Source organism: Leptospira fluminis (assembly GCF_004771275.1).
Taxonomy (GTDB): Bacteria; Spirochaetota; Leptospiria; order Leptospirales; family Leptospiraceae; genus Leptospira_B; species Leptospira_B fluminis.
Map to the genome: position 1 here is coordinate 235,743 of NZ_RQEV01000012.1, position 14,493 is coordinate 250,235.

13 protein-coding genes and 1 pseudogene are annotated in these 14,493 nt (G+C 47.8%); 9 read left to right on the forward strand and 5 right to left on the reverse strand.

What is annotated here, in order from left to right; genetic code table 11:
- Positions 1 to 120 precede the first annotated feature (120 nt).
- Positions 121 to 414: a hypothetical protein gene (locus EHO61_RS13055; RefSeq protein ID WP_135814014.1), complete on the forward strand. Its 294-nt coding sequence runs from the start codon at positions 121 to 123 to the stop codon at positions 412 to 414.
- A gap of 82 nt (positions 415 to 496) precedes the next feature.
- Complete coding sequence (locus tag EHO61_RS13060; RefSeq protein ID WP_135768270.1) at positions 497 to 742, forward strand: hypothetical protein; 246 nt, start codon at positions 497 to 499, stop codon at positions 740 to 742.
- Positions 743 to 828: 86 nt separating this feature from the next.
- On the opposite strand, the gene EHO61_RS13065 is transcribed toward EHO61_RS13060, so the two are convergent.
- From EHO61_RS13065 to EHO61_RS13075, 3 genes are all read right to left on the reverse strand, one after another.
- Entirely contained in the window at positions 829 to 1,677 is an 849-nt protein-coding gene (locus EHO61_RS13065) for a hypothetical protein (RefSeq protein WP_135814015.1), read from the reverse strand.
- A gap of 179 nt (positions 1,678 to 1,856) precedes the next feature.
- On the reverse strand, positions 1,857 to 2,213 hold the full coding sequence (gene panD, locus EHO61_RS13070) for an aspartate 1-decarboxylase (protein WP_135814016.1): 357 nt from the start codon (positions 2,211 to 2,213) through the stop codon (positions 1,857 to 1,859).
- 13 nt (positions 2,214 to 2,226) lie between these two features.
- The gene (locus EHO61_RS13075) at positions 2,227 to 2,760 is read right to left on the reverse strand and encodes a type II toxin-antitoxin system antitoxin SocA domain-containing protein (RefSeq protein ID WP_135814017.1); all 534 of its coding nucleotides are present in this window, start codon (positions 2,758 to 2,760) and stop codon (positions 2,227 to 2,229) included.
- Positions 2,761 to 2,772: 12 nt separating this feature from the next.
- On the opposite strand from EHO61_RS13075, the gene lipB reads away from it, so the two are divergent.
- The 6 genes and pseudogenes from lipB to EHO61_RS13105 all read left to right on the forward strand — a co-directional run.
- Positions 2,773 to 3,435: a lipoyl(octanoyl) transferase LipB gene (gene lipB, locus EHO61_RS13080; RefSeq protein ID WP_135814018.1), complete on the forward strand. Its 663-nt coding sequence runs from the start codon at positions 2,773 to 2,775 to the stop codon at positions 3,433 to 3,435.
- A gap of 70 nt (positions 3,436 to 3,505) precedes the next feature.
- On the forward strand, positions 3,506 to 4,576 hold the full coding sequence (locus EHO61_RS13085) for an LIC_12071 family protein (protein ID WP_135814019.1): 1,071 nt from the start codon (positions 3,506 to 3,508) through the stop codon (positions 4,574 to 4,576).
- Positions 4,577 to 4,582: 6 nt separating this feature from the next.
- The gene (locus EHO61_RS13090) at positions 4,583 to 5,329 is read left to right on the forward strand and encodes an STAS domain-containing protein (protein WP_135814020.1); all 747 of its coding nucleotides are present in this window, start codon (positions 4,583 to 4,585) and stop codon (positions 5,327 to 5,329) included.
- A gap of 9 nt (positions 5,330 to 5,338) precedes the next feature.
- Positions 5,339 to 6,928: a murein biosynthesis integral membrane protein MurJ gene (gene murJ, locus EHO61_RS13095; RefSeq protein WP_135814021.1), complete on the forward strand. Its 1,590-nt coding sequence runs from the start codon at positions 5,339 to 5,341 to the stop codon at positions 6,926 to 6,928.
- Between the two features lie 23 nt (positions 6,929 to 6,951).
- Positions 6,952 to 7,185 (forward strand): DUF167 domain-containing protein, encoded by a 234-nt coding sequence (locus EHO61_RS13100; RefSeq protein WP_135814022.1) that lies wholly within the window; start codon positions 6,952 to 6,954, stop codon positions 7,183 to 7,185.
- Positions 7,186 to 7,709: 524 nt separating this feature from the next.
- Positions 7,710 to 11,852: pseudogene (locus EHO61_RS13105) on the forward strand (LA_1737 family protein); the annotation flags it as partial.
- Positions 11,853 to 11,914: 62 nt separating this feature from the next.
- Here the strand turns inward: EHO61_RS13105 and groL are convergent.
- Positions 11,915 to 13,552 (reverse strand): chaperonin GroEL, encoded by a 1,638-nt coding sequence (gene groL, locus EHO61_RS13110; protein ID WP_135814024.1) that lies wholly within the window; start codon positions 13,550 to 13,552, stop codon positions 11,915 to 11,917.
- 21 nt (positions 13,553 to 13,573) lie between these two features.
- Positions 13,574 to 13,861: a co-chaperone GroES gene (gene groES / locus EHO61_RS13115; RefSeq protein WP_135814025.1), complete on the reverse strand. Its 288-nt coding sequence runs from the start codon at positions 13,859 to 13,861 to the stop codon at positions 13,574 to 13,576.
- A 287-nt stretch (positions 13,862 to 14,148) separates the two neighbouring features.
- Between groES and EHO61_RS13120 the strand changes: the two genes are divergently transcribed.
- Positions 14,149 to 14,484: an Mpo1-like protein gene (locus tag EHO61_RS13120; protein ID WP_135814026.1), complete on the forward strand. Its 336-nt coding sequence runs from the start codon at positions 14,149 to 14,151 to the stop codon at positions 14,482 to 14,484.
- The last annotated feature ends 9 nt before the right edge of the window (positions 14,485 to 14,493 follow it).

A 14,493-nucleotide genomic window follows, 5' to 3' on the forward strand; every position in this document is an offset into this window, starting at 1 on the left:
CTTAAGCCGCAACTCCTTGTTCGCAAGAAAAAAATTTCCGCTCTCCCCGAGGACTTCGGAACCGTTTGTCCGGGAGCGGAAATATACTGATCAGCGTCCGGGAGGCCGAAAGAAATGGAGATGGAACCGAACCGAGAGAATTCCAAAGGAAGATTTGCGGAAGATCAAACCGATCTGGGACTCCAGGAAGAACTCCAGTTTTTTTTGGAGACAAGACTGAATGGACTCTTACAGGAAGCGGAATCCATGCGTACCGCCAAAAGCGTTAGGAAGGGAAGGAGGAAGAAATTCGGGGAAAAGGGACTTTCCGAAGGCAAAGAACAGGAATACTTGCCTTTTCTATGTCCTAGGCAGGAAGGAGTAGGGGAGGATCCTCCTTTTTCTCCGGCGGTAGGGCAGGGAAATGAAAATTGACCTCGGTCGGCGGGCTTTTTTATATTCTTATTTGTTAAATAAGGATGGACATTGCCGTTGAACCAGGATAGGCTTGAGAAGAATGGATAGCAGCTTCTACTACGAAGACGCCCCACAGGATGAACCTGAAAAACGCGATATTTTAGATATCATGGATTCCTACCGGTTCATGAATTCCTCCTATTTCTTCGATTTCCTCTCCGACGGCCGTTGGGACCATGGAAAAGGCTGGGTGGAAAAGAATATCAACCGAGACCAATGGGCGACCCGCTTCGTGCCGGGAACCATAGACCGTTATAAAAAACCCAGGGATTCTTCCCCGTTTTAAAAAATTTCCCGCTCAATGGTTTTAGAGAAAGCAAAAAGGACCTCATAGGAGGTCCTTTTTCGTATGGAATTGCTTTCCTTCTTTCCTCAATCCACCAATTTCAAACCGTCGATATTGATGATCCGTCGGAAAACCAATTTGTTTTTTTCCTTTTGCGGATTGAAGATCAAAACGGCGATCTTGTTGAATGTGAAATACCCGGGACGGTATTCCGTATAGTGGTGGGAAAAGATCGTAGTCTTGTATTTCGCGTTGTATATCGTGTACGTGTGTTTGTTCAAGGAGTCGTGGCGTTGTTTTTGCAAATCCTCTGCGGTCTGAGGAACGTAATTGCTGACAAGTACCTTGTCCTTTGTCGGGCCCGTCTCTCCGTATAGAGTGATCGGAAGGGCGGTTTGGGGATTGTTCGTAAGGTAATGCACAAGCTCGTTAAAGGAAGGGTTTCCTAGTTTCGCTTTTTCCCCTCTCGTGATCTTGTCTTCGTATTTCTTTTTGATTTCGGCGTAACGTTGGTCGCCCCAAACGGCCTTATTGTCCAACGGAGTCGGCATCAGGTTTTGGAAGTTGACCACCTTGGTATCTTCCTCCAGATCGTAGGTGCGCCATCTGGGAAACGGAACCAATTCGCGGTGTTCGTTCACTTTCGCGAGAGAGCTTTCGTTTACCGCAAGAATATAAACCGAAAAATTCGCCGCATCGAAGTCGCGATTTTCCAGTTCGACCATTACGTCCACGAATTCCCCTTTTCCGTTGTCCGCGTGTCTACGAAAGAAGGAGACTTCTTTTACGACCAATCGATCGTCGTAATACGCGAGAGGGTAGAACTCGATTCCCCCCTGGTTTGCAGCGGCCGGTTTTTCCGCATTTTGTCCTGATGCGGCGGTTCCCAAGATGAGTAGGAGTAGGGCGAAGGAAAGCTTTGCGAAGGATTTCATGCGTGTACTTGATCCCAATACGGTTCTTCTCAATAAATATCGACCGGAACCACTCCAAACTTAGCCGGTCCGGAGGTTTTTTCGGGAAAAACCGGAAAGATTGCCGTTTTTCCCGGAACCGTTGGAGCATTGTCCTCGGAAAAGGCGGTTTTGTCCAGTCCTACCGAAGGAAAAGAGGACTATCCCTTTTTGATGTGATTTTTTTCGTCTACGAGCACGACTTGGGGTTTGTATCCTTTCGGGAGGTCTTTTTCCTCCAAGGATCCGTAGGAGATGATGATGACTTTGTCACCCTTCATCCCGAGGCGGGCAGCGGCGCCGTTCAGGCAGATTTCTCCCGAACCGCGTTTGCCTTCTATCAGATATGTCTCAAATCGGGCCCCGTTGTTTACGTTTACCACGGAAACTTTTTCATAAGGGAACATCCCAGCAGCGTCTACCAGGTCCATATCTACGGTTAGGCTGCCTTCGTAATTCAGATCGGCGTCCGTTACCGTGGCGCGGTGTATTTTGCCCTTGCAAACTGTAATAAGCATGCTTTCGCCTTACCTACTCGCTAAAAAGTACCTTAAATATTTTGCCGGAGATATTCAAAAGCGTTTTTCTCTTAAAGAAATGGATTTTGGTATTCATCGTTTCCTTGCTGAATTTGATCTCGGAAAATAGGGGAGTGATCACGTAATTCTCGTATAGGTTCGGATACACCCTGTTTTCGTCGTTTACGCTTCCTTTGAAATTCTCCAATACCTTTCGCAGGATTCTTTTTTCCTGACGGTTCAAATCCACTTCCTCTTCATGTGCCGGACCGACCCAGGTCAGGAGGTATCCCGCAATTCCTTTATCCGTCAATTTCGGCCGTACGTCTATTAGACGGTTTTCTTTCATATGAAGCAACGCTTGGTTCAAGTCCATCGCGTAGGGGGAATCCTCTAAATGGATGTATTTTTGGCCGGTAATGATTTTGGCGTATTTTTGAAAGAATACTCCGTCCGCCAAATAAATCAATTTTGCGAGCTCTTGGCGGTTGCGGCCGTTGGGGGATTTTTGTAAGATAAAGGAGATGACTTCGAGCAGCTTTTCCATGGATTTGTAAGCGTGGTACCGTCGGTTTTCCTCAAACACCCCGTCCCGTATGAAAGGTACATTCTTTTTCAGGAGAAGGCCAGGACAAAAAGAAAGGAAACGATTCTATTTTTGGAACACCCTCCCACAATCACTGCGGGGATCAATTATAATATCGGCAATCTATTGAGAGATCCGGAATTCCTGTCCAAAAACGGAATTTCACTGCATTTTATCAAACGGGGTGGCGATTTTACGGCCCATGAACCGGGGCAGATCGTGGTTTATTTTCATCTGGATTTGAAGGCTCGGAATCTGAACATTGCCGATTTTCTGAATGCGGTTCTGGCTTCCGCCGCGGAATCCGCCAAAAAAGTTTGGGATTTGGATTTGGTACAAAAGAAGGAATCCCCCGGTCTTTATTTGGCGGGCGATCCGGAAAGAAAAATCCTCTCCATAGGCGTGCTATTCAAATCCTGGTTCACGAGTTACGGAATCGCATTGAACCTTTCCAACGATTTTTCGGCCTTTCGATGCATTCATCCTTGCGGTGGAGATTGGAAAAATATGACCTCCGTTTCGAAACTAAACCTGTATGCCGGGGATGACAGACAAAAGGAATGGATGTCCGCATTTTTGTCGAAGTTTTGGGAAAGAATTTCCGCCGGGAAATCTGAGCTGGAGCCTATAAACTAGGCCTGATCCCGCTTTTTCTCCTTTAGAGAACGGACCGAATCTACCGATTTTAAGGAAGAGAGGTCATCAGGTGCAGACTTTTAAAAACGTACTTTTCTTTCTATTTACTCTCTTAGTTTGCGAAGGAATCGCCGTAGGCGCTTCCGCCTGGTCCTTTTTGGAATCCGCCTCCGCATCCTTCGAACAATTGAAGATATCTTCGGATCATAGAGCCAGAGATACGATCAGCTCCCTTTCCAAATCCACCGAAGCGAAATTGGATCTGGAAAAACTCGCCGATCTGGACTTTACTTTCGCCAGGTTGGTAAAGGTCACCTTGGGGGATAAGGACGGATTTTGGATCAAAGAAATTTCCTTGGTGGACGACAGAGGAGTGGTGCTCGCGTCTTCGGAGGAAACGTTTCTGGAGGATCCGGTGCGCAAGAGAAAGCCCGAGAGCAAGTTTCTTTCTCCTACTTACACGGTCTCTCACCGTCTTAGAAAATGGCAGGTCGGCACTCCGGTTTTGCTTGGGAGTAGAAAGGACCTTTCCGTTTACGAGCAGCCTTTGCTGAAATATTTAGTTTCGTATTTTCCGGAGATCGGAGAGCCGGACGTTCTACTTTCCATGGGAGTGTATCATCCGGAAAAATTGGAGCGGGTGGCTTCGCTGTTCCTGACGTATGAGAGAGGGAATTTTACGAGATTCGTAAGTCATCAATCCGACCTGTTCTTTTGGATCACCCAGAACAACGCTTGGATCGCCTTGATTTGCGCGTTATTCATCTCTTTCATCCATTTGCTCATTAAGAGTGCGGGACCTTCCGTTTCCGTACGATCCGAGCAAGCCCGGCCTGCGGCTTCTTCCGCTCCCTCTTCCGTCAGGACCGGCGGTTCTCCGCCTCTATGGGAAAAGGTGGATTTTGCTTCCACCGATGGACCGGTCCGCTGGCAAGGAGGAGCGCCAACTTCGGAAGCTGCACCTATCGCTTCCGCGCCTCCTAAATCCGTAGAGCCTGCTCCGGTTCGTAATACGATGCCTGCGAATCCTGTGCAAACGGTCGTCCCCGAGCAGAAGGTTTCCGTTCCCCAGAATCCGGTCGTCGTTTCCTCGCAGAGATCGGAAAGACCAGAGATTCTGGACGCAATTTACTTGGGATAATTCCTCTTGGAACTGAAAACATCCCGTATTCGTAATATTCTAAGGATCTCCCCCGTAGGGGTTCTGGATTCGCATTCCTCTCCGGACTTTTTGCGTTTCTTAAAGTCCCGTTGGGAAGAAGGGGAACGGCTCTTTTTGGTCGTCTGCGATTCCATTCCGTATCTGGAGGAGGAAGGAATTTCCTGTCTGTCGGAGCTTAAGTCCTTTTTGAAGGAGAACGGCGGACAGGTCGCCTTTTCGAATTGGAACGAGGAATGCAAATTGATCCTAGGATTGTTCGGAATGAATTCCTCTTTGCAGTCGTTCTCGGAGGAAAAAAGCGGAGTAGAATGGCTTTCTTCCTTAAAAATCGAAGATCGCCGTTCGACCCGGAAGAAGGCTTCCCTTTCCGAATTGCGGCAAACCAAACCTTTCCAGTTTTACTCTTCCCCACAGTCGGTTTCTCCCGAGGAGAAAACGTTTCCGGAGATCCGCTCTCTTCCGACGGTCGAAGAGGAATTTTCGAAAAACGTCGCTCCCGAAGAGCCGAAGAAAAGACAGGAAGAAGATTTTCCCGCGGAAAGCAAGTTGGAACAATCCGTGGAAAGAATCAGATCCACTCAGGAAAGGATTCTATACTGCGAATCCTGTCATTCCCGTTTGCGGATCAGACTGCCGGGAAGATACAAATGTCCTTCTTGCGGAATTCAGTTTGACTTGAATCGGATGGGCGGGGTTCGCTATCTGGAAAGACTCCTAGTCTCTCCGGAATAGAAGGAAACCTTGTCCAAAGCAGCTTCGCGTAGCTTCGCATTATCTTTTTACACGTTACTTTCCAGAATCCTCGGACTTTTTCGGGATCATTTCATGGCGGTTTCTTTCGGGACCGGAATGGTAGCCTCCGCGTTTTCCGTTGCATATCGTTTGCCGAATATGTTCCGGAATCTTTTGGCGGAAGGAACATTGTCGCAATCCTTCATGCCCTTGTATTCGGAAGCCGGAAAGGAAGGAGAAGAAGCCGCGAGAAGAATGAGCGGTGCGGTGCTCGGATTCCTAATCGTAGTCCTTTCCGCGTTCGTTCTGCTGATGTTTTCCTTTTCCCCGTTCGCGATTCCTCTACTCGTGGGAGGATCGGCGGAATATTCCTCGTTAGTGATAGAGCTCACCTATATCCTATTTTTTCTGATCGTCACAGCCAGTCTTTCCTCCATATTCATGGCGATCTCGAACGTTAAGAACCGTTTCTTCGTACCTTCCCTTTCTCCCATCCTTTTAAATTTAAGTTATCTGGTCGTTTTTCTCTGCATCTTTCCTTTTATAGATTCCGATCTGCTCGGTAAGGTAAAGATACTCTGTTTCGGAATCATCGCCGGAGGAGTATTGCAGTTGCTCGTTCAGGCCTGGTATGTCGCCAAGAACGGAGAAGGCCCGATCTTTTCCTTGAATTACAGACATCCTGCCATCCGAAAAATTTTTAAATTGATGCTTCCCGCGGCTTTGGGCGGAGGATTTTACCAGCTCGGACTCTTGGTGGATATCTTTCTCGCGAATATGGTGCAAAATAACCATCCCGGTTTGGGCGCCGTGGTAAGTCTGGATTATTCGCAGAGACTCGTGCAATTGCCTACGGGAATCATCGGAGTCGCATTGGCGACCACCACCTTGCCGGCTCTACTCATCGCTTTAAAAGAAAACAGACATTCCGAGGTTCCGGATGAAATGTTAGGGGTCTTGGGCTTCGCTTCCTTTTTGACCGTTCCCGCAGCTCTGGGCATGGGACTTTTAGCGGGTCCCATCCTGGATTCGATTTATTACGGGGGAAAATGGGATCATGTCGCGACGGAGACCGCCGTTCTTCCCCTGATTCTGTATTCGGTCGCGGTACCTTTTTACAGTATGAACAAGGTTTTGATCTCTTCGTTTTACGCGTTCCAGGATACCAAGACTCCGCTGAAAGTCCAGGCGCTTTCGTTCGGCTTAAATCTGATTTTGAATTTCTCGTTGGTGCATTCGTTGCAACATTCCGCGATCGCCTTATCTTCGGCGGTTTCCTCCATCGTTACATGGTTGATCCTTTCCCGGAGTCTTACCAAACACGGTGTCGTTTTTCCCTGGTCCGGTTTCGTAAGAAAGTCGTTCCGTTTGCTTCTACCTTTGGCGGCCCTATCCTCGGTACTGATTTTGTACAGATATTTTCTGCATGTGTCCGTCCTAAACGGACTTCGGGAAGCGGGTTTCGGGTACGCGAATTCCTCCCGCATTTCGCTTTTTTTTGCCATCCTCTTCGGCGGAGGTTCCTTTTTGGGAACGGCTCTCCTATGCAAATTGGATGAGATGAAATTAATCGCTGGAAAATTTAAAAGAAGACGTTAAACTCGTTCGGACTTGGATTTCCGGTGCGTATCGAGGTAAAAGTCAAACCCAATTCCAAAAAAACCTTCGTCAGACAAGAGGACGACGGTTCCTGGACCGTAGCCGTTTCGGAACCGGCGATAGAAGGAAAAGCGAACGAGGCCGTGATCAAGGCGTTGGCCCGGGAATTCGACGTACCGAAACGCTCGGTACGCCTCCTTCATGGAGAAAAGGGAAAAAATAAGTTGATCGAAATTTTCCGTGAAAGCTCCGCATGAATCCTCTCCGGAATACGTTTTTTCTAACGTCGGCCATCGCGGTTTTTTTTCTTTGCGGAGGAGTTTTTTCGGTTCGGGGGCAATCCGGGGATTTTTTCGAAGATCTCACTTCGGAAAGAAAGCCGGTTTATGGAAGTGAGAAAGAGGAAAAATATCCGATCCGAGCTATCGTGTTTAAAATGGAATCCTGGGAGGAGCATTTTTCCTGGGACGCGTTATTCGCTTTCGGGTACACGCATTATCCTAAATTCAAAGAATATAATGCGTATCCTTTCTTTTATCATCTAAAGGATAAAAATTCGAACTCTTACCGCAGTTGGTCCTTCCCTTTGTACTTTAGCCAACGCGTCGATAGAGGATCGTCCCGGGAAAGTTTTCATTTTTCCCTGTTTCACTCCTATTCCTACGAAGAGACTACGAATCATAAGAAGGAATCGATCCGGTTCCCTTCCTTTCTTCCCTTGGCGGGCAAGACTTCCGAGGATTTTGCCAACGGAAGTAAGAGTACTTTCAGTTACTTTCTTCCCTTTCTTTTTTTCAAGAAAAACGAGGAAGCCTCCGATTGGACGCATTTCCTACTTTTTCATTCGGGAGAGGATCGTGATTCCAAATACGGCGCAGTACTTCCTCTGCTTTATTGGTCCAAAGGAAAATCCAAATCCCATCTTACCTTGCTTCCTCTTTTTTCCTATCGTTCCGATCAGGACGGACAGGAAGGGAATTTCATCTCTCCCTTTTTTTTCCGATCCTGGTCGGAGAACGCCTCCTTAAACTCTTCCGAAACCAGTGCAGGGCTCCCTTGGCTTCTTTCCTTTCGATCGGAAAAGCGACAATTCGGAGAAGTTCTGGAATCGAATCTCTTTAGCCCGATTTTTTTCCGCAATTATTCCAGATCGATCGGTACGAGCAGCAATCTGCTTTATCTGATCGGATGGAAAAGCGGTCCCGAAAACGAATTGAAGTCGGCGTATTTCTTTCCGTTTTTGTTCTACAAAAAGGATTCCTATTTCACGGCTTTCCCGTTTTATTTCTCGGGGTCCTCGTCGGATCGTTCTTACTGGAACGTACTAGGATTTGCGGGGGCGGGAGACGACGGAAACGAGAGATATTCCTACGTTTTCCCTTTTTATTATAGAAGCGAATCTCCTTCGGAGAGGTTCGGTCTGTACGGTCCTTTGGAAATCGGCCAAACCGGATCCTCATCCCAGTGGAATCTGCACCCTTTCTTTTATTCAGGACGGTCCGATTCGGGTTCCTTTTGGAACGTTTTAGGGATGATCGGCAGGGGTAAAAGCGAAACGGGAGAACAGAGATATTCATACGCCTTTCCGCTCTATTACCATAAAAACGGAGATTTCCGAATCTTCTTTCCCTTCTTTTTCCGTTTCGGATACGAAGAGAATGAATATTCTTCTTTTGGAATATTCCATTATGTGAAAAGATCCGCCGATCTCGACAGAACTTGGGCTTTGCTCTATTATTCCAAAGAGGACAGAAAGGAAAAGGAAACGTCGCAGATCCTGTTTCCGCTGTATTATTCTTGGGACACCCAAGCTAGTAAAGCTTCCATTTTTCTTCCGTTTTATCTGAAATACGAGGAAGAGGACAAATCTTTGGATCTGAACCTGGCTGGGTTTTCGTCCTCGAAATCCTTGGGCACTTTGCACGGCCTCACTTCCGCTTCGGTCGGAATCAACGAGAAGGAAATCTACTTGGATACGGATTTTTCCTGGTTCTACAATCTGGTCCGAGTTTCGTATCGGGAGTCCATTTCGAAGGATTCCATTCTCTGGTGGAAAAGAAAGGTACCGGAGGTAAAGGAAATCCCTTCGTCTTCCGCTTCTCAACCGGGAGAAGACGGGCTCAGAAAATATAAGACGTTATCCAGGGAAACTTCGAGATCCTTTTTCGGATTCAGTACCCTGTTCGGGATTTTGAGCTACGAAAGAGGGGACGAACGCAGACATTTTCGTCTTTTACCTTTGGCCTGGTATTCCTGGTCGGAAGCAACCAAGGACCAGGTGACCGTGTGGTTGTTGCCGCCCATTTTCAAGAGCAGGATCGGAGACCAGGAATACAACGTGATCTTCCCTTTTTATGCAAGGCAAGACGACGGTCCCGACTACCAGGAAGCCTGGATGATCCTAGGATTCCAGAGGGGTAAAAAAGGGGAAACTAAGGATTATTCCGTTTTATGGCCTCTATTTCGGACCTATTTTTCCCCCGATTCCTGGGGGTTCCGCGCTTTGCCCTTCGTTCTCCATGATTCCTCTCCGGAAAGAAAGAGAACGATTAGTATTTTGTATTATAATAATATTAAGATATCTCCGGAAGGAGAATCGTTCGGCTTTCATTCCTTTTTGCCTCCTTTGTATCATTCCAGGGGTAACACGAGAACCTTGGCTTCCGGCAATAAGGAGTCCGACGGTTGGCAGCTTCTGCTTCCTTTCTTTTTCCGCACCTATGATTCCATAGAAGGTCCGGTCGGAGGAAATTCTCTCGCAGAGGTATATACGCTTTTATCCTACTACAGGAAATCGTCGGATATCGCGGGCGGATTCGATACTACGTTCTTATTCCCTCTTTACTACTACCATCGGGCAAAGGCTCCGGGAGAATCGGCGGAACAGATCGAAAAAACGGATCTTGTCGTTCCGATCGGACTGTATTCCTGGAGAAAGGGGGAATCCAGTCGTTCCTTTTTTCTAGGTTATTATTCGGAAAAGGATCCGGGAGCATCCTACGGAAATCTATTGGGTATTTTCGCGTTTTCTAAAGTAACCGCTCCGGACGCGGAATTCTCCGAATCCAGGGTCTTTCCCTTCTTTTTTTCCGAATCCGCGGACGCCCAGACCTTCAGTAGATCGAAACTTCTCGTTCCTTTGCTTTACAGCTCCGTATCCTCCGAACTGAAGGACGGCACGTATTCTATCAGTGAAATCCTTACCCCTTTGTATTATAGGTATCGCAAGACGGGAATCGTCGAACAGGAACGGGAAAGATCGGATCTGATCCTACCGTTGGGTCTGTATTTTCATCAGGATTTTTATTCCAGCTCCCGGTTTATCCTGGGATATTATGCGAAGGAGAGTAGGGGTTTTTCCCATTGGTCCTTGTTCGGTCTGATCGCGTCCGAGAAGACGGAAACGGATACCTGGAAAAAAAGGAGCTTCAGAATCTCCCCTTTTCTTTTTACCGAGCTAAAGTCGGATTTGGAAAACGGTCAGGTTTATTCCAGCGTATTGGTTCCTCTTTTGTTCTATTCGGATTTCTCTCCGCATTCCTATACATGGAACGTTCTCCTCCTAGGAAATAGAACGAAATCCGAGACCGAAGATTCTTTTGCGATTTATCCGTTCTATTCCTCTTCGGAAACGGACTTGTACGGAACGAAAAGCAGAACGATTTGGGGGATTCCGTTTTATTACGAACGGACGGAAAAAGAATCGGGCCTTTGGGACTCGTTTTCCATTCACCCCTTCGGAGTGTTTTCCTCGGAAGGCAAAGGTAAGGATCGAGAAGATGAGAATTGGACGAACTTTTATTTTCTACCTCTTCCAACCTTGTACACGTCCGGCTCCCGGTCGGAAAGGGTTCTTTTTTGGTTAGGATTTTATTATCATCGAACGGAACCGACCCCGCAGAGCGAGTCCCAAGAAATCAGCTTCCTGAAATTCCTGGCCTACAATCGTTCCCGATCGCAAAGCGGAAGCTCGAGCGATTTTCGTCTTTTTCCTTTGATTTCCTTTGGGGGAAGCGAAGGTATGGAAGACAAGGGAAGAACGGAATCGACCACGAACTACGTATTTCCATTATTTTTTTATCATAGAGAAGTTCGGCCTTCCGGGGGAGTCTTTCATCTGAACCTAGGGATCCTTTTCGATGTTGCGAAGGATTCCACGGTCGGATCCAATCGCCTGATCTTAGGGCCCTGGTATTCGAGCTTTCGTCCGGACTCGAGTTCTTGGGGGTTGCTGCCTCTGTTTCTCAGACATAGATCCACCGATTCGAATTTTTGGTTCGGCTTAGGAGCATATTCGTACGAGGACAAGGAAATCGATCGTTGGGGTTTCGCGGGAATTCTGGACGTAAATCGGGAATTAGCTCTCCGCAAAAGGAACGTGAACGTATTTTTGGGATTGTTTCACGGAGAATACGAAGAGGCGAGGACAAGATGGGCAATCCTAGGAAGGTTGGTGGCGGGCTATGAATCGGATCGGGATAGCTTCGATACGAATTTTTTATGGCTTCGTTGGAAACGGTCCCCCTCGGAAGGAATCGCGAATTTTCTTCCTCTTTACTATTATCATAGGGATGGCGGGGAAGTTTCCAACTTCGTTCCTCCGGTTTTGGGGTATTTTTCTTCCGGAAAAGACGGTCGATACGACATGGCCGGTTTAGGACTTTTGTACTACAGGAACGAATCCGTATCCGCGGGAGAAGACACGATGGTCGTGGCTTCCGGATTATTTTATTACCGAGTCCGGCCCGAAAGAGGCTACCGGTCCATGGGGATATTAGCCTTGCCTTGGCTGGGGGGACTGCTTTGGGATTGGGAATACGAAACCCAAACGGACTACAGCAAATACTCCATTCTACAAATCTTATATAGTAATACTACAAACGCGGGAAAAAATTACAGTAGGATATTCGGCATCCGATTCTGAGAAAGGCAAAAAAAAGCCGGAGACGAATCTCCGGCTTTCGGACTTTTTGAAAGAACGGGGGCTTACATCATGCCGCCCATTCCTCCCATACCGCCCATTCCTCCCATCGGAGGAGCGCCGCCGTCTTTTTCCGGTTTTTCGGTGATCGTGACTTCGGTAGTCAGGATCATGGAACCGATGGAAGCCGCGTTTTGGAGAGCGGAACGAACCACTTTCGCGGGGTCTACCACTCCGGCTTGGAGTAGGTCTTCCCAAACCATGGTCAACGCGTTAAAGCCTTCGTTTCCTTTTTTGCCTTTGGCTTGCTCTACGATTACGGAGCCTTCCAAGCCGGCGTTGGAGGTGATCATTCGGATCGGTTCTTCCAATGCACGGAAGATGATCTTAGCACCGGTCGCCTCGTCTCCTTCGAGCTTCAGGGCGCCGACCGCCTCTTGGGCTTTTAATAGGGTCAGACCGCCTCCGGGAACGATCCCTTCTTCCACGGCCGCACGGGTTGCGGAAAGAGCGTCTTCCACACGGGTCTTCTTTTCCTTCATCTCGACTTCGGTAGCGGCTCCCACATGGATTACCGCGACTCCTCCGGCGAGTTTCGCCAGACGTTCCTGGAGTTTTTCGCGATCGTACTCGGAAGTGGTGTCTTCGATCTGTTTTTTGATCTGACCGACGCGACCTTGGATGTCTTTGGAAGCGCCTTGTCCTTCGATGATGGTGGTGTTTTCCTTATCCACGGTGACTTTCTTCGCACGGCCGAGTTGTTGTACGGTCGCGTTTTCCAGTTTCATTCCGAGGTCTTCGGAAATCACCTGTCCGCCGGTCAGGATCGCTATGTCTTCCAGCATCGCTTTACGACGATCGCCGAATCCGGGAGCTTTGACTGCAACGCAAGAAATGGTTTTACGGAGAGTGTTTACTACGATCGTAGCCAGAGCCTCGCCTTCCACTTCTTCCGCAATGATGACCAGAGGTCTTCCCGCTTGAGCGACTTTTTCCAGAACCGGCAAAAGATCTCTCATAGAAGCGATCTTTTTATCGTAGATTAGAATATAAGGATCGTTTAAAGTAGCTACCATCGCTTCGGGATCGGTCACCATGTAAGGGGAAACGTATCCGCGATCGAATTGCATCCCTTCCACCACGTCCAGAGTGGTCTCGATGGATTTTGCTTCCTCGACGGTGATCACTCCGTCTTTTCCGACCTTGTCCATAGCGTCCGCGATCAGATTTCCGATTTCCTTATCGTTGTTTGCGGAAATCGTCGCGACGTTCGCGATATCTTTTTTGTTTTCGATCTTAACGGAACGTTTTTTGATGCTTTCCACGGCGGACGCGACCGCTTTGTCGATTCCGTGTTTCAGAGCCATGGGATTAGCACCGGCGGTAACGTTTTTCAATCCTTCGTTGATGATGGACTGAGCCAGGATCGTCGCGGTGGTCGTTCCGTCTCCGGCGACGTCGTTGGTTTTGGTGGAAACTTCCTTAACCATTTGGGCGCCCATGTTTTCGATGGAATCTTCCAGTTCGATTTCCTTAGCTACGGTCACACCGTCTTTCGTGATGGTCGGGGATCCGAATTTTTTGTCGATTACCACGTTTCGGCCTTTGGGACCCAGGGTAACTTTTACTGCATTTGCAAGTTTGTTCACTCCTTCTAGGAGTTTCCGTCTTGCTGTTTCGTCGTATTCAATAACTTTAGCCATTTTGATTTTCCTCCTGAGGAATTACTTCTTAACGATGGCGAGAATATCGCTCTCACGGATGATCAGATATTCTTTTCCGTCGGATTTGATCTCGGTTCCGGAATATTTTCCGTAGAGCACAACGTCTCCGGATTTCACTTCCAGAGGAACGAGCTTACCGTCTTCATAACGTCCGCTTCCGACCTCGACCACTTTTCCTTCTTGGGGTTTTTCTTTTGCGGTATCGGGGACGAAGATGCTGCCGATTTTTTCTTCGGCTTCCTGTTTCGGCTCGACCAATACGCGGTCGCCTAATGGTTTAATCGCCATAGACTTTTCTCCTTTGAGATTTAAAATAATTCCTTAGCACTTTCTTGGATAGAGTGCTGGGGGTTCCGATTCAGCAAAAATCCGTGAGGAAAGGTTGTCAAGCACTTTGAGAGGGAGAGTGCTAATTTTTGTCAATCTGGCGCAAATCTGCCCGGAATCTTTCACTTCTTCCGTTTTAAAAAACGGAGGTTTGCGGGAAATACCACCTCCTAAAAGAGGAAGAAAGGGGATCGATTTAAGGTTGCGGGGTCGGGTCGCGGAGTGGTATGATGGGGACGGAGGAATTCATGTCGGAAGAAATCAAATACAATACGCTCGGGGAATTTTGGCCTTTTTATCTGAGAGAGCACTCCAACAGATTCAATCGGTTTCTGCATTTTGTCGGAACGTCCATCGCATTGGCTTGGATCCTTTCCTCTATCGTATTTTTAAACGCTTGGTATCTGTTAGGTGCCTTGTTCAGCGGTTATCTGTTCGCATGGATCGGCCATTTCTTCGTGGAAAAAAATCGCCCGGCCACGTTTACCTATCCGGTGAAATCCTTTGTAAGCGATTGGAGAATGTTTTTCTACACCATTACCGGCCAATTGGGAAAAGAACTCCAAAAAGCTGGGGTGAAGTAGTTTCCTTTG